Origin of the sequence: Corynebacterium atrinae (assembly GCF_030408455.1) — a bacterium.
Lineage (GTDB): Bacteria > Actinomycetota > Actinomycetes > Mycobacteriales > Mycobacteriaceae > Corynebacterium > Corynebacterium atrinae.
On sequence record NZ_CP046977.1, the window covers coordinates 1945527 to 1961128 of the forward strand.

Here is a 15602-nt window from a genome sequence, read left to right on the forward strand (position 1 = left end):
AAGCAGGAATCTCATGTCTTTGATCCGCAAGTCCGTCGCAGTTATCGCCTCCGTATCCCTGGCCTTCAGCTTGGCTGCCTGCAACCGCGATTCCGCCGGTGAAGGCGGTAGTGGCAGCGTGACCCTCGCCCTGTCCACACAGACCAACCCCTTCTTCGTGCAGGTGCGTGATGGTGCGCAGGAAAAGGCCGATGAGCTGGGCATCAAGCTCAATGTCCAGGACGCCTCGGACGATCCCTCGACCCAGACCAACCAGCTCAACAATGCGGCCAGCTCCGGCGCGGAAGTTGTGATCGTTAACCCCACGGATTCCGATGCCGTCGTCCCCGCCGTCCAGGCCCTCAACAATGCCGACATCCCCGTGATCGCCGTGGACCGTTCTTCTAACGGTGGCGAGATCGCGTCCTTCATCGCTTCGGATAACGTCGCCGGCGGCAAGCAGGCCGCCGATGCCCTCGCCGCCGCCATCGGCGAGGAAGGCGAGGTCCTCGTCCTCCAGGGCATCGCCGGTTCCTCCGCCTCCCGCGACCGTGGCCAGGGCTTCGCCGAAGGAATCGCCGCCTACCCGAACATCAAGGTGGCAGCGACCCAGACGGCGAACTTCGACCGTACGGAAGGACTGGACGTCGCCACGAATCTTTTGCAGGCACACCCGAATGTCAAGGCGATCTTCGCCGAGAACGACGAGATGGCGCTGGGCGCCCTCGAAGCCCTTGGCGCTCGGGCCGGCTCCGAGGTGATGGTCGTTGGATTCGACGGCACCGCTGATGGCCTGCGTGCCGTCAAGGAGGGCCGTATGGTAGCTACCATCGCCCAGCAGCCGGGCGAGCTGGGTGCCCGTGCGGTCGAAGAGGCCAAGAAGATCCTCGACGGCGAGACCCCGCAGGCGGAGGTGCCGGTCGAGGTCGTGACCGTCACCAAGGACAACGTTGAGGAGTACCTGTGAGTATTGTCGTCGTCGGTTCCATAAACGCTGACCTCACCGTTCGCGTAGCACGCCACCCCGCCCCCGGGGAGACCCTCATGGGCGCTGGCGGCGGCGTGACAGCGGGTGGAAAAGGCGCGAACCAGGCCGTCGCGGCGGCTCTGCAGGGGGCGTCGGTGGCGATGGTTTCGGCCGTCGGCAAGGATCCTTATGCTGCCCCGGCCACCAAGCACCTGCGTGCGGCGGGCGTCGATATGCAATCCGTCGCCGAGGTGGACGGCCCCACCGGGTTGGCCGTGATCACCGTCGCAGATGACGGCGAGAACAGCATTGTCGTGGTGCCCGGCGCAAATGCCTCCGTGGACGCTGCGTATGTAGATTCCTGTGCGGGTGTTATCGCTGCCGCCGAGATAGTCCTGCTGCAGGGTGAAATCCCGGCCGATGGTTTCGCCGCTGCCGTCCAGCACGCGACGGGGCGAGTCGTGGTCAACCTGGCGCCGGTCATCGAGGTCGATCGCGAGGCCCTCCTCCAGGCCGATCCTCTCATGGCCAACGAGCACGAGGCGGGGCTCATCCTTGAGCAGCTCGGCGCGGGCATCGCCTCCGCGGATCCGGCAGACCTGGCCCAAGCGCTTCTTGACGCTGGTTTCCCTTCCGTCGTCCTCACCCTCGGCGGGGCGGGCGCGATGGTTGCAGATGCTGGAGGTACGACTCCCATCGTCACACCGAAGGTCAACGCCGTTGACACTACCGGCGCCGGGGATGCGTTTGCGGGGGCGTTTGTCGCCCGCCTCACCGCTGGCGATTCGCTGGTGCAGGCGGCCGAGCACGCGGCCCGCGTCGGTGCTTTCGCCGTCACGGGTGAGGGCGCGCAGGCTTCATACCCGGCGCTCACGGAAACGTTGCCGGAGGTGAGCTAGCCTCATGCGCCGACACGGAATCCTCAACTCGGAGCTCGCGAGGCTGATCAATCGCCTCGGCCACACCGACACGTGGGCCGTCGCCGACTGCGGGCTCCCCATTCCCGCTGGGGTGCCGGTTGTTGACCTGGCATTGGTCTTCGGCGTCCCCCGTTTCGCCGAGGTCGTCGACGCCGTCCTGGCCGAGGTTGTCGTCGAGTCCGGCACCATCGCCGACTCCACGCCGGCTGTGGTCCGGGACATGCTTATCGACGTCCCCCTCGTCGAGACCACCCACGATGATCTCAAGGACCAGCTTAAAAGCTGTTCCTTCGTCATCCGCACCGGAGAAACCACGCCCTACGCGAATGTGATTTTCCGCAGCGGCGTGCCCTTCTGATCTACGCGGGCCTAGCCCGCGTAGAAGACGGTTAAGATCCCAGTGTCCAAGAGGTGTTCGTCGGTGACCTCAAAGACGCTGGTCAACCTCTCGAATTCCGAGACTTCGACCCCAGAGAGGTCCACATGCTCGCGATGATCGGGCAAATGCATGTCCCTCACTCTACACCGGGGTCTTGGCCAGCAGGGTGGTGAAAATGTGCTCACCATCGGCGCGGAGCCCATCATGCTGATGCGTATCCATCACCCACGGCTGCAGGTCCGGAAAGCGCCGGGCCGTGGCCAGCGACAGCTCCAGCGGCACGAAGATATCGTCTTCGTAGATCGCCGCGGCGGCCACGACTTCGCTGCTGCCGATGATCTCTGGGGCGTAGAGCCTTGACCACTCTCGCATGGCGAGAGTGTCAGCGGGGCGTCGAAAAGCATGAAGTGCGGGGTCCTCCTCGAACAACCACGGGTAGATGTGCTCGCCGGTGAGGTAGAACCGCCCCGCTGCCCGCGGGTCGAGGTTCTCCTCAAAGCCCTCGACCTCCTCGCGCATGCGATGCGCTGACCAGGCGGTCGGGCCGGGCACGTTGCCACCATAGATCGACTCGTGGATGACGGCATAGAGGGGCGCGGCTTCGAAGGACAGGCGGGCGCTGAGGTCCGCGAGAGTATCTCCACGCAGGCGCTTTTCCCCTCGAACAATGTGAAAGGGGGCCTCCAGGAGATAGCCAAGGTTATCGAATCCGGTCCCCCGGCCTAGCTCGATGCCAATGGTGCGGAAGCGGCGCGAACTCAGGCGCTCACCCGTAGGGAGCAGCTCCGCGGAATTATCGAGGTGGTGACAGATTTCGCGAATACGCTCCTCCGCGAAGGGAATAGCCTGGTAGAAGGCCTCGTGACGCTTCGCCAGCTTCCCGTACGTCGCTCGATACACATCATCGGCGTGTACCTCCATGCCCGGCAGCCCACCAGTAAACATGGCACGGCGCACCGAATCGGGATAGAGCGAGACATACGTGGTGATGCAAAACCCGCCGAAAGACTGGCCCAAAATATCCCACTGACTGAACCCGAGTGCCAAGCGGAGGTCCTCCGCGTCGGCGACAATGTGATCGGCGCGCAGGAGGGCGAGATGCTCGGCGTCGATAAGCTCTTGATTGCTAAAGCGGTCAAGCCGGGTCGATCGCCCCGTCCCCCGCTGATCAAGCAAAAACACCCGATAGTGCTTGAGGGCCTCGCCGATCCAGCCGCTGACCTCCAGCGGGCGCGGCGAGCCATAGCCCGGCCCGCCTTGCAGATACAACAGCGGCGGGAGCGTGTCATCGGCACTGAGCTCCCGGCAAAACACCTCCAATTGCTCCCCTGGGTGGGCTCGATCCCATTCGACAGTCAGGGTGTGTTCGCGGACGTCAAGCCCGTTGAAGGCGCGGTGGGTGGTCCTCAGCTCAGTCACGAAGAAGAGCATACCGACTCGTCTGGGCCGATTCTGGGTCTATCCTGGGAAGGTATGGACGACCTCCTCACCACAAACCGGCTCTCCCTCTGCCCCTCCGGAGCACACCTGACCAGCACCGATACCACCCTCGGTGAGCTCTTCTACGTGTCATCCAAGACATCCCACGGCGTCGGACACGCCATCCGCGGCGGCGTTCCCCTCATCGCCCCCTGGTTCGGCGACCTCTGGGGCAAAAAACCCCACCACGGCTGGGCTCGCACCAGCGGCTGGCGAGTGACCGCCGACGTCGTCGGTATCAATGCCACCCTCGAACATGATGAACTCGAACTCACCTTCCACGTCACCGAGCTTCCCGACGGCGTCCGGCTTGAGCTTTCCGCCAAAAATCTCAGCTCCGCTACTGTTCCCGTCCAGCTCGGCTTCCACCCCTACTTCCGAGTCAGCCACCCGGAAGCGGTGACCGTCAAGGGGCTTTCCGGCGCGACCGGACTCAACCGGGTGACCGATAAGACCGCCGTCCAGGAGGGTGATGTCCACGTCGAGGGCCAATTCGACTGGATTTTCACCAGCTCCGCCCCTGCAACCATCATCGACCCGGGACTTGGTCGCAGCATCACCATCACCTCCGAGGGCGCCGACTCCACCATCGTCTGGAACCCCGGCCCCATTGACGGAGCCAGCATCGCCGACATGGGCTCCGGCGAATGGGCCGACTTCCTTTGCGTCGAACCCGCCCTCCTCGGCGATGAACTCAAGGGGTACCCCCTCGCCCCCGATGCCGAGGTGCGCATCGCGATGGACGTGGTGGTGGCTGCGCTGGACTAGGTTTTGCGGATGCTGATCTGCCAGCCCGCATTCCCCACCTGGTGAAAATCGGTGACTTCGTAGCCATTGTCGGCTGCCCATCGCGAGATAGTTTCAGTTCCCTGGGTGCAGTCGAAGTCGATGACCAACTCCTCGCCCACCTCGAGGGACTCGAAAACATCCTTGGCTTCGATGAGCGGGAAGGGGCAGACAGCTCCGAGGGTGTCAAGGGCGTAACGTCCGTTACCCAGCGAGCGGGCCTTCTCTATCGGGCGGGGCCGAGACTTCAGGGCCACAGTGCCCGGTGCCACCGCAAAACCGTAATCATTGCTCAAGACAGAGTCTTCGGCAGAGGTGATCGTCTGGGAAAGAGACTCCTCCGTGGAATACGTTTGGGCAGCTGGGGTGGCCGCGGCGGGCTTGAGCCAGAGCTTAGCCCCGGCCCCCACCCCGAGGGCGATGAATAGCAGCGCAACCCAACCCTGGTAGCTAAACAATGAGGTCTGGACCATGCCGTTGCCGACTGTGCACCCGCCGGCGAGAACCGCCCCCACCCCCATCAGCGTGCCACCGGAAATGGCGCGGGTAGCGGTCGTCGCGTCGGGCACGCGCACGCGGAATTCACCGGTGGCCTTCGCCGCGAGGAAAGCACCGACGAAAATACCGAGGACGAGCATGACGCCCCAGTCAATCCGCGCCGCATCACCAGTAATAGTGAAATTGGCCAGGTTGGCGCTGGGCGTCGTGATTCCTAGGCCAGAGTTACGGCCAGCAGCGGCAGACAGGGGCCAAGCAATGACGCCGATAATCCCGATGAGCAGCCCCGCCGTGTAGACGTGCAGGGGGCGCTTCCAGGGGGCGTCGCCAAGCTTGGGGATGGCGGACTCGCGGGCGAGGAAGTGGCGGGCAAGGACAATGGTGAGCAACGCCAACGGGATGGCAAAGTACCAGGCGGAAACGCCGAAGGTGGCGGGAACTGTGGTCAGGGAGGTGTCGAATGAGTTCATGAAGGTGTTGAAACCGGACAGCGCGCCCGTGTTCATCGCAGCAGCGCTCAACGCGTAGAACAGCAACGCTATCCAGGAACCAACTAGTCCTTCGGCGGAGCGATACCAGGTACCGGAGGCGCACCCACCTGCCAAGATGATGCCGAGGCCAAAGAGGAAGCCGCCGACGATGACTGCCACAGGGGCGAAGGTGTTGTACGACGGGCTAATCACCCCGAACGACGTCAGTGCTGCAATGCCGACGGCATGGACGGAGATGACAATGAGCAGAGCGACGAATGTTCGCCAGGTCCTTTGGAGGAAGATGTCGCGCAGCATGCCGGTCACGCAGAATCTTCCGCGTTGCATAACGATGCCGAGGACAGCGCCGACGGCCAAGCCTGTCAGGATCATGGGTATGAGGACCTTTCACTTCGTTTGTTCGTGGTCAGGTCCCGACCTTAAGGCTAGCTAAACTGATCTGTCTAGTTTTAATAGACAAAAAGGTTCATTAAATTCACTGCTGGAACAACAACGCTGCGACGTCCTGCTGCCGCGCAGGCCGCAAGTCCCACGCATCGACACCGACGTCCACCATGCCCGGCGCAACAAGCGCCTGCGAAGAATGAAGATGACCGTGGACAAGGTGATCGACGTCGAGGCGGACGTCGTCGTGACGCGACTCCATCCCCTCGTGGTCATAGCCGGGGCGCGGAAAGTGACTCAAATACACCGTCCGACCTTCCCAGCGGAGCTTTTGAAACGGTGCGACCGAACTGAACACCCCGAGGAAATGGCGTTGCATTTTGAATGCCGATTTATGGATCGGGTGGCAGGAATCGTGATTCCCAGCGATGAGGTGCATGTCGAGGTGAGCCCCGTGCTCCGCGAGCAAGTTGAGCGCGCGCTCCTCTTCCTCAGCCGAGCCCCGCGACAAATCGCCCAGAACCCACAGCCGATCCCCCGGCGGCAGCGCCCGAATACCGGCCAGAATCTGCCGGTCATGCTGGACGACGTCCATGCCGCGCAACCGGGCGACAAAACGATGCCCCAAATGCAGATCCGAGGTGAACCAGGAATTCATGGGACCAGCCTATTCGGCTGCGGCTTGTTCGAGGGCCTGAGTGAACACCTCGACCGGCTGGGCACCGGAGACCGCAAGCTTGCCATCGAAGACGAAAAAGGGCACACCCTGCACCCCGATCTGACGAGCCACGTCGATGTCCTGGGCAACCTCATCGGCAAAAGCGCTCGGATCATTGAGGATTCGCTCGGTTTCCTCAGTTGGGAGGCCGACCTCCGCAGCAAAGGATCGCAGCTGATCGTGGTCGGCTACATTCTTGCCCTCGGTGAAATAGCCACGCTTGACCAGCTCATCCCACTCCACGCCCTTGCCCAAACTCCGAGCAAAATGCCCCAGCCGGTGGGCAGTCAGCGTGTTGGCCATGGTCGACTCACGCCAATTGAACTCCAATCCCACCGCCGCGGCACGTTTCGCCAGATCATCATTGAACTGCTCAATTTGCTCCGGCCGAGCGCCCTTCTTCTCCACGAGATAATCGACGACGCTGCCAGTCGGCTCCGTCGGGGCATCCGGGTCGAGCTGAAAACTCCGCCACACGATGTCGACGTCGCCATCGAACTTCTCCAGGGCAAGATTGAGGTGACGCTCCCCCACCGTGCAGAAGGGGCAGATGTAATCAGACCAAATATCAATACGCATGCCTCGCACAACGCTTATCGACGCCCCCTTGTTCCCCACCTCCCGCGCCAAGCTCAGCACCATTCGGCTTTGCGGGGTTCGTGGTGTCCGCTCCCTATAGTCACCACGAACCCCGAATAGGACCAAAGTAAGCTCAAGACCATGGTTCATCTCTTCGCCGTGCTTATCCCGATGACTCTGGCCGCCGCTGTCAGTCCGATGATGCTCAGTGAACAGTTGCTGCTTCTCAGCGGCCAGAACGGGCGTCGGAGTGCGCGGGCCTACGCGGCGGGCTCAGCCGTGGTTCTTGTTGTTCTCATTGCTCTCGTCCAGACCATTGGTGCTTCTTTGGAGCTCCCGAAGGCGCCGAAACTCAGCGCGGGAATGGACATTGGTCTCGGCCTCGTGTTGCTTGGACTGGCGCTGTTCTTCCTTCGCCACAAACCCAAGCCGAAAGAGCATAAGAAGCACGGCCTGAGCGCGCGGGATGCCTTTGGGTTTGGTGTCTTCGCCATGGCGACGAATTTCACCACGATGCCGTTGGTGATCGCCGCGTCGAAGGATGTTTCGGCTAGTGGGGTCTCGGTTATCTGGATGGCCTTGGCACTGTTGTTCCTGCTGGCAGGGGCGTGTTTGCCGGGGTGGGGCCCACTGTTACTTTCTCGTTCCAGGGAAGGCCAGAGGGCCCTGGAGAAGATTGCCCACATCTTCGAGAAGTACAGCAGGTCGCTGGTGGTGGCTGGCTTGCTGCTCGGCGGGGTGATCTTCCTGTCCAAGGGCCTGTTAGGCGTTCTCTAACCTTTTATAATCCGTATTCGACGGGGACGACGCCGTCGTCGGCAGCCTGTTGGAGGGCGGCGGCGTCGGAAATTGCGATCGCGGAGTAGCCGCGAGCAAACTCGGCGAGTTCTTTGTCCAGGGACTTATCATCACCGTAAGTGTCGACGATCTCGTAGACACCCTTAGATTGAGAGTGCGCACGGGCGAGGAGGCTGGCGCAGACGCGGGAGGTGATGAGCATTTCCCGCCCGCTGAGGAGGGAGAGGTCGACGGAGCCCTTCATGTCCCGGAACTGGCGCCAATAGAAATCGATGGGCACTTCTTCGCCTTGTTCGCCATCGAAGCCGCGGATCCATCCCAGGAAGGGATCGGAGTAAGACTGCAGAATGCGCTGGGAGGAGATGACTCGGTAGCCATCCCCGATCGCACCCTCGGGTGCCCCTTCCATGATGGCGGACTGGTCGATGCCACCGTAGGTTTCCAGGACTGACGCTCCGGCTTCCTTGACCTGCAGGAAGAGGGGTTCACCGTTGGGTCCGGTGAGGAGGAAAATGTAGCAGCGGGTGCCCACGGAGCCGACGCCGACGACGCGGAGGGCGTGATCGGCGTATTCGAAGTTATTGAGCAGGTAGCGGATTTCGCTGCCACTGCTGCGCAGGTAGCCACCCCAAATGGATTCGATCTGCTCGGGGGTGGCGTGCTCGGTGTGGCGCATGAGCGGGGGTTGGTCTTGGATGCGGACACGGCCATTTTCTGTGACGAAGGTCAGCTTCTTCAGCGCGGACAACGAGTTCCGCTTGCGGGCTTTCTTCTCCAGCTTCTCCATGCGCTTGCGGGCCTTTTTGTAGTCCAGCTGCTCGGTAATGAAGTCGGTGTCCACGGCAGCGTAAAAGCGGTCAAGTGCGCTCATCCCGGCCAGTCGTGTCAGGGTTTCCCGATAGCTCTTGGAGGTTTCTCGAGCGATCTCTAGGGCTTCGTCTTCGGTGCCTTCGTTGTTGATGGTGGCCAGGTACACCGAGGCGACGAGGCGTTTGAGGTCCCATTCCCAAGGAGCGAAGCCAGCTTCGTCGAAGTCATTGAGGTCGAAGAGCAGTCGGCGTTCCGGGGAGGCGTAGAGGCCGAAGTTGGAGATGTGGGCGTCGCCGCAGCACAGAACCTGCTGGCCACTGTTTGGCACGCGGGACAGGTCAGAGGCCATGATCGCTGCCGTACCACGGTAGAAAGCGAAGGGGGATTCGAGCATGCGGCCAATGCGGACGGGCACCAGGTCTTGGAGGCGAGTGTGATTCTGCTCCTGAATGATCTCGAGGGGGTCTCGACGATCGGTGGGCAGGAGGCTGAGGTCGGGGCGATGGGCGCACATATTTCTAATTGTTGCCCACCCTCCGGGCATTGACTAGGCCCTTTACTTCCCTCGGCAACCCTACTAGGATGTGACCCACATTACATTTTCACTTTCACGCCAAGGAGATTCGCCAGCCACCTCACCCCGGAAGGGAATCCGACACCATGGACCTCAAGCTGCACCCCCGCACCGTCCAGTTCAGCGTGGAACTCGCCCGCGCGTGGCCGCACCTGACCATTCCGCAAGTCACCTCCGCCGCGCTGCAGCTCGCAGAGAACGTCGAACTGGAAAAGATCGAGGGCTTTGAGGCAATGAAAGGCCTGGTCAGCCGCCTGCAGTTGCGCCCGGCGTCGGAGTGGGACTTGTTTGGCTACGCCCCCACCAATGAGGCGGTCCCTATTCGATTGGAGCAGCCCCGGGAGAGCGAGCTCAGCGAGATTGCCTTTGAGGATCATTTCCTTTCTACGCATACTCGTCGCGCGCACAGCGGGGTGGAGCATCTGCCTTCCCACACGGAGGTGGTGAGCTGTTGGCGCAGACGCCTCGGGAGTGCCACCACCCCGAACCTCGACTACGCCGAGTTCACTCAACAAGGCTTCGGGCGGAAGATTCCCCTGCGCCGGGTGGAGATGTTGGGCAACTTGTGGAAGATCGGGGCGGTCGCGACGTGGGAATATGACCACGATGGCGAGACGTCGTGGTGCTACCTGGATCGCCGCCCCGCGACGGGAGAGCGACCCGATCCGGCCATGAACGAATGGAACGCGTGGTATCGCATTCAACTCAACCCGGAGATTGGTCGCGACGTCGTGGTGGAGGTCGCGCGATGCGTGGCGGAGATCTACCTCGGCTACGTGGATAAGGTGTTTGGCACCCCGACCGACGCAGGCACTCAGCGCGGGCCGGAATCCGAGGCAGCCGCCTATATCGCGGTGGAGCGGCTGTGGGTTCCTCCGCGCAGTCGGCGCACGGAGTGGTTCCACAACTACACGGCGCGCGAGCCGATGGCCCCCGGTTTCCGCTGGGAGGCGGTGTTCCGCGCGGCCGAAGCCGTCGAAGACCTGCTGCGTGGCGATACCGCCCCGGTCACCGCCTAGACTTAGGGGCTACCTGAGCCCAAATTAAGTCTAGGAGCGTGCACCAGTTGCGCAAATACACTGCGGCGGAGAAGAACTTGGCCGTCGCGTTCGCCTTCATCGCCGGTTTCGTCGATTCCATCGGCTTCATTTTCCTCGGCGGTGTGTTCCTGTCGTTCATGTCGGGAAACACGACTCGCTTGGCGACGTCCGCGGTCGAGGGCGATGCGGGCTTGGCCTGGTTGGCTGGGTCGGCGGTCGTGTTGTTCTTGTTGGGAGTCATGGAAGGTGCGTTGGTCCGCCGCATCGCGATGCGGCGGGTACCCACCGATCGCGTCCGCGAGGCGGTCCTCGCCAATACTTGCGCACTGTTCACCGTGGCTTCCATCTTTGTGCTTTTCGACGCCCCCACGGCCGCCATCATCTTCGCCTCCGTCGCCATTGGCTCCATGAACAGCATCTTCGAGCGCGCGGGCGAGGTGTCCATTCCCTTGACGTACATGACCGGCACGTTGGTAAAAATGGGTCAGCGTTTCGTCGATGCTTTCTTCGGCGGTACTCATGCCGCGTGGATTGAGCATTTGAAGATGTGGGCGGGGCTGTCCGCCGGAGCTTTGTGCGGGGCGATTGGTTTCCATTACCTCGGCATGGATGCCCTGCTCATCGCGACAGTACTCACCATTGCGATTTCGTTGGTAGCTGTACTTTTGCGGATTCGGGGACGCCGACATGGTTCGGTTGTCCGGGTGAGCGTCGAGCCATATTAGAATCCATTTTCGTGTAGTTTGGCGATTGTGCACCACCGTCCCGCCTTGTCCCTTGTAGCGGCAGCCACCAGCGCCGCGCTGCTGTTGCCCGCAGTCGCTCACGCCCAGAGCTCAGATGAGACGGTGAGGGAGGTGGCCACGCAATCGAGCGAGGACCCGGACTGGTCGGGTCAAAAGCTCCACCAGACGATAGAAACACTGGCCAACCTCGGCTCCTCGCAGTTCAATATTCCCGGGCCGCTAAAGGAAATCAGCCCTGAGTATCCGCTGCCAGTGGATGAGAGCATCCGAGAGGTGCGCATTGTCAACAGGCGCATCGATAGCTTGTCGCATCGCGTCGAACGGTGGACTGTCGCCTCGCCGGCGATGGGACGCAACGTTTCGGTGCAGATCCAGCGCTCGGCGAACCCCTTCGTGCCCGCCCCGATGCTCTACCTGCTCGACGGGGCAGATGCCGAGTACAACTCAGGGTGGGTTGCCAATGGCGGTGTGCCGAACGTGCTCGGGCGAGAAAACGTCACGGTCGTCATGCCGACCCAAGCGCGGGCGTCGCTGTATTCAAATTGGGTAGCCGATGACCCGGAGCTGGGGCGCAATCAGTGGGAGACCTTCCTTACTGAGGAACTTCCCCGCGCCCTGGAGGCCGATCCGTTGTTGCATTTCAATGGCCGTCGGGCCATCGGCGGGTTGTCGATGGGGGCGATCGGCGCCCTCCACCTCGCGAACAACAATCCTGAGATCTACGACGCTGCCATCGGCATTTCCGGCTGCTATTCCACCACGAGTGAGCTGGGGCGGCAGACGATCAATGCACTTGTCAGTACCCGGGGAGGAATCCTCGATAATCTGTGGGGACCGTTTGGGTCCCCGCAGTGGGCGAGCCACGACACCGTCGATAAGCCTGACGGACTGCGGGACATGGCGGTCTACCTGGCCGCTGCCAATGGGGTCATTGGGCAGGAGGACCTCAAGTTCTATGCCGAAGATCCCGCCAGGGCAATCATTGCCGGCACCGCGCTGGAGCGAGGTGTGTTGGATTGCACGCGTGATTTAGACGAGGCGATGCGCGAGCGCGGAATGACCCATCAGGTCGTGGAATACTCCCCGACCGGGGCGCACAATTGGCGCTACTTCAACGAACAGCTCGCTCCGGCGTGGCAGACGATTAGACCGTCGCTGTACTGAGGGTGTGGCGCGGAGCTTCGCCGAAGCGACGTCGATAAGCAGCGGAGAAGCGGCCCAAGTGGGTCACGCCCCAGCGGGTAGCAATCTCGGTGACGGTATGCGTCCCGTGCGGATCACACGCCTGGAGCTCATCGTGGATGACGTCGAGGCGGATGCCGCGCAGATACTCCATCGGCCCGACCCCAAACTCGGTGCGAAAACCAGCTTGCAACGTGCGGATGCTGCAACCTGCGACCACAGCGATCTCCGCTACCGTCCACGCCCGAGCCGGGTCGGCCTCCAGTGCCTCGGCGGCGCGGCGCACCCGGGCCGGAGTGGGGGAAAGCCCAGCGGGCTGGAGTTCGGCGAGCATGAGCGTCAACCCGGAGGCCAACGCCGCCGCCAGATGCCGCCCCACTAGGGGATTGTCCATCAGCCCCTGACCGTCGTGGCGATGGGATAGCAAGCTCGTGGCAATGGCCAGCCACTCCACCCCATAGCCCTGGCGGAGGTCAAGCAGGGTGGGAACCTTGGGCGAGCGCAACCCGGCCTCCTCCAGGTTGTGGCGGAGGTAGTCGCCGTTGAGGCGTAAACCCAGCATGGTCACCTCCCCTCCCCACGCGGGGAAGGCCACGGGAACGTCGGGCGGGCAGACGATGGCGGTGTGGGCGACAGCTTCTTGGCGCCCGTGGGCCGAACGCACCGACATGCGACCCCGCAGGGGGACGTTGATGGCAAAGGATCCGGGATGCTCGGTTTCCACGTGCACGGCGGCACCCCAGTTGAGCTGCACCAGACGCGCATCACCGAGGTCTTGGCTGACCAAATTGGCGCGGCACGCCAAGACCCGCGACTCTGCCCGAACAGTGTGGGGGAAGTAGTTGCGTTCGGTGACCTGGGATATCTCTCGGAAAGTGGCGGCTGAGTGGTTGATTCGCATCATGTTGTGGGGCCGATCCTGGGACGATTCGCAAAGCGGACAAGTGTGCGCTTAATGGATTTCCACCAGTAGTGCTTAGACCTATTCTGCTGAATGTGACCCCCATCATAGCCATGTGACCTCTTCCTCAACAATCACACTTCGAAAGGAGCCCACCACCGTGACCGCCCAAGCACCTGACGGACGCCAACTCCGCAACATCTTCGGACAGTTCGCCAGCGGCGTCACCGTCGTGACTGCCGCCAGCGACGATGGCACTCCGCACGGCGCCACTGTCACCGCATTCACTTCCATTTCACTCGAGCCCCGCCTATGCCAAGTGACCTTGACCCGTACCTCCAAGGCCTGCACCATCCTCAACGACAACAGCTTCGCGGTCAACATCCTGGCCAGCACCCAGAATGACACCGCGCTGCACTTCGCCGGACGCCCCCAATCCGAGCCGATACGCTGGGCCGCCGACAACATCGCCCCTTCCTTGGAAGGCAACCTCGCCACCCTGTGGTGTGCCCCGTGGGCGCAATACGACGGCGGAGACCACGTCATCATCATCGGCGAAATCATCGACGCCGAGATCGCCGAAGACCTCGACCCCCTCCTTTTCTTTCGCTCGACCTTCCACTCCATCGGCCCCACCTCCCACGAGGCCACCTGGAGCTTCAGCGGCGACGACCCCTACACCGGATGGTTCGGCGCCACCGCCGACCTCCGCCCCATCTACTAGATAAGGACTCACGATCATGACCACCGAAGACCGCACCCACGGCGGAACCGTCAACCCCGGCGCGGACGCCGAGGCCAACCACCAAAAGAACTTTGCCACCCGACCCATGACGGGTGATGAGTACATCGAGTCGCTTCGCGACGGCCGCGAAGTCTGGCTCCACGGCGACCGCGTCAACGATGTCACGGAGCACCCCGCCTTCCGCAACTCCATCCGCATGGTTGCCCGCCTCTACGATGCGCTTCATACCGGCCCCGACGTCGACGTCCTCACCACCCCCACCGACACCGGCAATGGCGGCGTGACCATGCCGTTCTTCAAGGCCCCCACCTCGCCAGAGGACCTGCTCAAGGAACGAGACGCCATCGCCGCCTGGGCACGCATGACCTACGGATGGATGGGCCGCAGCCCCGACTACAAGGCCTCCTTCCTCGGCACCTTGCACGCCAATCAAGAGCTCTACCAGCCCTTCGGCGCGAACGCGGAGCGGTGGTACCGCGAGTCCCAGGAGAAGGTCCTCTACTGGAACCACGCCATCATCAACCCGCCGGTTGACCGCCAGCTCCCACCGGACGAGGTCGGCGATGTGTACATGAAGGTGGAGAAGGAAACCGACGCCGGCCTCATCGTCTCCGGTGCGAAGGTTGTTGCCACGGGTTCGGCGATCACCAACTATAACTTCATTGCGCACTACGGACTGCCCATCAAGAAGAAGCAGTTCGCCCTCATCTGCACGGTGCCCATGGATGCTCCTGGCATCAAGCTCATCTCCCGGGCCTCCTATGCCCAAAACGCTGCGGTCACGGGCACGCCCTTCGACTACCCATTGTCCTCGCGCATGGATGAAAACGACGCGATCTTCATCTTTGACAAGGTCCTCGTCCCCTGGGAGAACGTCTTCATGTACGGAGACGTTGACAAGATCAACTCCTTCTTCCCCCAGTCGGGATTCCTCCCCCGCTTCACCTTCCAAGGATGCACCCGCCTCGCGGTCAAACTGGACTTCATCGCCGGGCTGCTCATGAAGGCCCTCGATGCCACCGGCTCCGGCGGGTTCCGCGGAGTTGAGGCCCGAGTCGGCGAGGTCATCGGTTGGCGCAACCTCTTCTGGTCACTGACCGAATCCATGGCCCGTGACCCGGAGGAATGGGTGGACGGCACCTACCTCCCCAAGCTCGAGTACGGGCTGACCTACCGCATGTTCATGATGCAGGGCTATCCCCGAATCAAGGAGATCATCGAGCAGGACGTCGCCTCGGGCCTCATCTACCTGCCGAGCTCCTCGGTTGACTTCCAGACCCCAGAGATTCGCCCCTACCTGGACAAGTACGTCCGCGGCTCCAACGGCATCAGCGCCGTCGAGCGAGTCAAGGTCATGAAGGCCCTGTGGGATTCCATTGGCTCCGAGTTCGGCGGGCGCCACGAACTCTACGAGCGCAACTACTCGGGCAACCACGAAAATGTCAAGCGTGAGCTGCTACTTTCCGCCAACCAGCGCGGAGATTCCGCGAAGATGCGAGGGCTGGCCGAGCAGTTCATGTCCGAGTACGACCTCGACGGGTGGACGGTGCCGGACATGATCTCCGGTGCCGATGTCTACGCCTTCGGGAAGGGCAAGCGTTAAGCCCCGCGGACGTCGAAAAGCAG

The 15602-nt window shown here is 62.5% G+C and carries 17 protein-coding genes; 10 read left to right on the plus strand and 7 right to left on the minus strand.

Going from position 1 to position 15602, the window contains the following annotated elements; genetic code table 11:
- The first annotated feature begins 13 nt into the window (after nucleotides 1-13).
- Genes CATRI_RS09500 through rbsD form a run of 3 tightly spaced genes read left to right on the plus strand, consistent with a single transcriptional unit; the run spans nucleotide 14 to nucleotide 2224 of the window.
- Nucleotides 14-946, plus strand: a complete 933-nt coding sequence (locus CATRI_RS09500; protein ID WP_290216980.1) for a D-ribose ABC transporter substrate-binding protein — start codon at nucleotides 14-16, stop codon at nucleotides 944-946.
- Nucleotides 943-1845: a ribokinase RbsK2 gene (gene rbsK2 / locus CATRI_RS09505; RefSeq protein ID WP_290216982.1), complete on the plus strand. Its 903-nt coding sequence runs from the start codon at nucleotides 943-945 to the stop codon at nucleotides 1843-1845. Before CATRI_RS09500 ends, rbsK2 begins: the two co-directional genes overlap by 4 nt.
- A 4-nt stretch (nucleotides 1846-1849) precedes the next feature.
- A complete protein-coding gene (gene rbsD / locus CATRI_RS09510; RefSeq protein WP_290216983.1) occupies nucleotides 1850-2224 on the plus strand; it encodes a D-ribose pyranase in 375 nt (124 codons plus the stop codon).
- An 11-nt stretch (nucleotides 2225-2235) separates the two neighbouring features.
- Here the strand turns inward: rbsD and CATRI_RS09515 are convergent, their stop codons facing one another.
- Complete coding sequence (locus CATRI_RS09515; protein WP_290216986.1) at nucleotides 2236-2376, minus strand: hypothetical protein; 141 nt, start codon at nucleotides 2374-2376, stop codon at nucleotides 2236-2238.
- A gap of 10 nt (nucleotides 2377-2386) precedes the next feature.
- The gene (locus CATRI_RS09520) at nucleotides 2387-3664 is read right to left on the minus strand and encodes an alpha/beta fold hydrolase (RefSeq protein ID WP_290216988.1); all 1278 of its coding nucleotides are present in this window, start codon (nucleotides 3662-3664) and stop codon (nucleotides 2387-2389) included.
- Nucleotides 3665-3718: 54 nt separating this feature from the next.
- Here CATRI_RS09520 and CATRI_RS09525 point away from each other — a divergent pair, with 54 nt between their 5' ends.
- Nucleotides 3719-4492 carry an aldose epimerase family protein gene (locus tag CATRI_RS09525; RefSeq protein ID WP_290216990.1) on the plus strand — a complete coding sequence of 258 codons (774 nt, stop codon included), beginning with the start codon at nucleotides 3719-3721 and terminating at the stop codon, nucleotides 4490-4492.
- Here the strand turns inward: CATRI_RS09525 and CATRI_RS09530 are convergent.
- From CATRI_RS09530 to CATRI_RS09540, 3 genes are all read right to left on the minus strand, one after another.
- On the minus strand, nucleotides 4489-5871 hold the full coding sequence (locus tag CATRI_RS09530) for a YeeE/YedE thiosulfate transporter family protein (protein WP_290216991.1): 1383 nt from the start codon (nucleotides 5869-5871) through the stop codon (nucleotides 4489-4491). The two genes, CATRI_RS09525 and CATRI_RS09530, sit on opposite strands and share 4 nt — an antisense overlap.
- Nucleotides 5872-5974: 103 nt before the next feature.
- Nucleotides 5975-6541 (minus strand): metallophosphoesterase family protein, encoded by a 567-nt coding sequence (locus CATRI_RS09535; RefSeq protein WP_290216994.1) that lies wholly within the window; start codon nucleotides 6539-6541, stop codon nucleotides 5975-5977.
- A gap of 9 nt (nucleotides 6542-6550) precedes the next feature.
- The gene (locus tag CATRI_RS09540) at nucleotides 6551-7180 is read right to left on the minus strand and encodes a DsbA family oxidoreductase (protein ID WP_290216995.1); all 630 of its coding nucleotides are present in this window, start codon (nucleotides 7178-7180) and stop codon (nucleotides 6551-6553) included.
- Between the two features lie 141 nt (nucleotides 7181-7321).
- On the opposite strand from CATRI_RS09540, the gene CATRI_RS09545 reads away from it, so the two are divergent.
- Nucleotides 7322-7957, plus strand: coding sequence for a GAP family protein (locus CATRI_RS09545; protein WP_290216997.1), 636 nt, complete (start codon nucleotides 7322-7324; stop codon nucleotides 7955-7957).
- 4 nt (nucleotides 7958-7961) lie between these two features.
- Here CATRI_RS09545 and CATRI_RS09550 read toward each other — a convergent pair whose 3' ends face one another.
- A complete protein-coding gene (locus CATRI_RS09550; protein WP_290216999.1) occupies nucleotides 7962-9302 on the minus strand; it encodes a DUF2252 domain-containing protein in 1341 nt (446 codons plus the stop codon).
- A 146-nt stretch (nucleotides 9303-9448) separates the two neighbouring features.
- Here CATRI_RS09550 and CATRI_RS09555 point away from each other — a divergent pair, with 146 nt between their 5' ends.
- Genes CATRI_RS09555 through CATRI_RS09565 form a run of 3 tightly spaced genes read left to right on the plus strand, consistent with a single transcriptional unit; the run spans nucleotide 9449 to nucleotide 12312 of the window.
- Nucleotides 9449-10381, plus strand: coding sequence for a hypothetical protein (locus tag CATRI_RS09555; protein ID WP_290217001.1), 933 nt, complete (start codon nucleotides 9449-9451; stop codon nucleotides 10379-10381).
- A gap of 38 nt (nucleotides 10382-10419) precedes the next feature.
- Complete coding sequence (locus CATRI_RS09560; RefSeq protein ID WP_290217003.1) at nucleotides 10420-11127, plus strand: YoaK family protein; 708 nt, start codon at nucleotides 10420-10422, stop codon at nucleotides 11125-11127.
- A 45-nt stretch (nucleotides 11128-11172) separates the two neighbouring features.
- Nucleotides 11173-12312 carry an alpha/beta hydrolase gene (locus tag CATRI_RS09565; RefSeq protein ID WP_290217004.1) on the plus strand — a complete coding sequence of 380 codons (1140 nt, stop codon included), beginning with the start codon at nucleotides 11173-11175 and terminating at the stop codon, nucleotides 12310-12312.
- On the opposite strand, the gene CATRI_RS09570 is transcribed toward CATRI_RS09565, so the two are convergent.
- Nucleotides 12293-13234 (minus strand): helix-turn-helix transcriptional regulator, encoded by a 942-nt coding sequence (locus CATRI_RS09570; protein ID WP_290217006.1) that lies wholly within the window; start codon nucleotides 13232-13234, stop codon nucleotides 12293-12295. The genes CATRI_RS09565 and CATRI_RS09570 overlap by 20 nt on opposite strands.
- A gap of 157 nt (nucleotides 13235-13391) precedes the next feature.
- Here CATRI_RS09570 and CATRI_RS09575 point away from each other — a divergent pair, with 157 nt between their 5' ends.
- Both CATRI_RS09575 and CATRI_RS09580 read left to right on the plus strand, forming a co-directional pair.
- Nucleotides 13392-13955, plus strand: coding sequence for a flavin reductase family protein (locus CATRI_RS09575; protein ID WP_290217007.1), 564 nt, complete (start codon nucleotides 13392-13394; stop codon nucleotides 13953-13955).
- Between the two features lie 16 nt (nucleotides 13956-13971).
- Entirely contained in the window at nucleotides 13972-15579 is a 1608-nt protein-coding gene (locus tag CATRI_RS09580) for a 4-hydroxyphenylacetate 3-hydroxylase family protein (protein ID WP_290217009.1), read from the plus strand.
- Nucleotides 15580-15602: the final 23 nt, after the last annotated feature.

Excerpts from the sequence above, each read along its gene's own strand:
- CATRI_RS09555 (WP_290217001.1), top strand. The coding sequence starts at position 9,449 with ATGGACCTCAAGCTGCACCCCCGCACCGTCCAGTTCAGCGTGGAACTC.
- CATRI_RS09540 (WP_290216995.1), bottom strand. The coding sequence starts at position 7,180 with ATGCGTATTGATATTTGGTCTGATTACATCTGCCCCTTCTGCACGGTG.
- CATRI_RS09550 (WP_290216999.1), bottom strand. The coding sequence starts at position 9,302 with ATGTGCGCCCATCGCCCCGACCTCAGCCTCCTGCCCACCGATCGTCGA.
- CATRI_RS09500 (WP_290216980.1), top strand. The coding sequence starts at position 14 with ATGTCTTTGATCCGCAAGTCCGTCGCAGTTATCGCCTCCGTATCCCTG.
- CATRI_RS09535 (WP_290216994.1), bottom strand. The coding sequence starts at position 6,541 with ATGAATTCCTGGTTCACCTCGGATCTGCATTTGGGGCATCGTTTTGTC.
- rbsD (WP_290216983.1), top strand. The coding sequence starts at position 1,850 with ATGCGCCGACACGGAATCCTCAACTCGGAGCTCGCGAGGCTGATCAAT.
- CATRI_RS09570 (WP_290217006.1), bottom strand. The coding sequence starts at position 13,234 with ATGATGCGAATCAACCACTCAGCCGCCACTTTCCGAGAGATATCCCAG.
- CATRI_RS09530 (WP_290216991.1), bottom strand. The coding sequence starts at position 5,871 with ATGATCCTGACAGGCTTGGCCGTCGGCGCTGTCCTCGGCATCGTTATG.
- CATRI_RS09545 (WP_290216997.1), top strand. The coding sequence starts at position 7,322 with ATGGTTCATCTCTTCGCCGTGCTTATCCCGATGACTCTGGCCGCCGCT.
- CATRI_RS09515 (WP_290216986.1), bottom strand. The coding sequence starts at position 2,376 with ATGCATTTGCCCGATCATCGCGAGCATGTGGACCTCTCTGGGGTCGAA.
- CATRI_RS09580 (WP_290217009.1), top strand. The coding sequence starts at position 13,972 with ATGACCACCGAAGACCGCACCCACGGCGGAACCGTCAACCCCGGCGCG.
- CATRI_RS09525 (WP_290216990.1), top strand. The coding sequence starts at position 3,719 with ATGGACGACCTCCTCACCACAAACCGGCTCTCCCTCTGCCCCTCCGGA.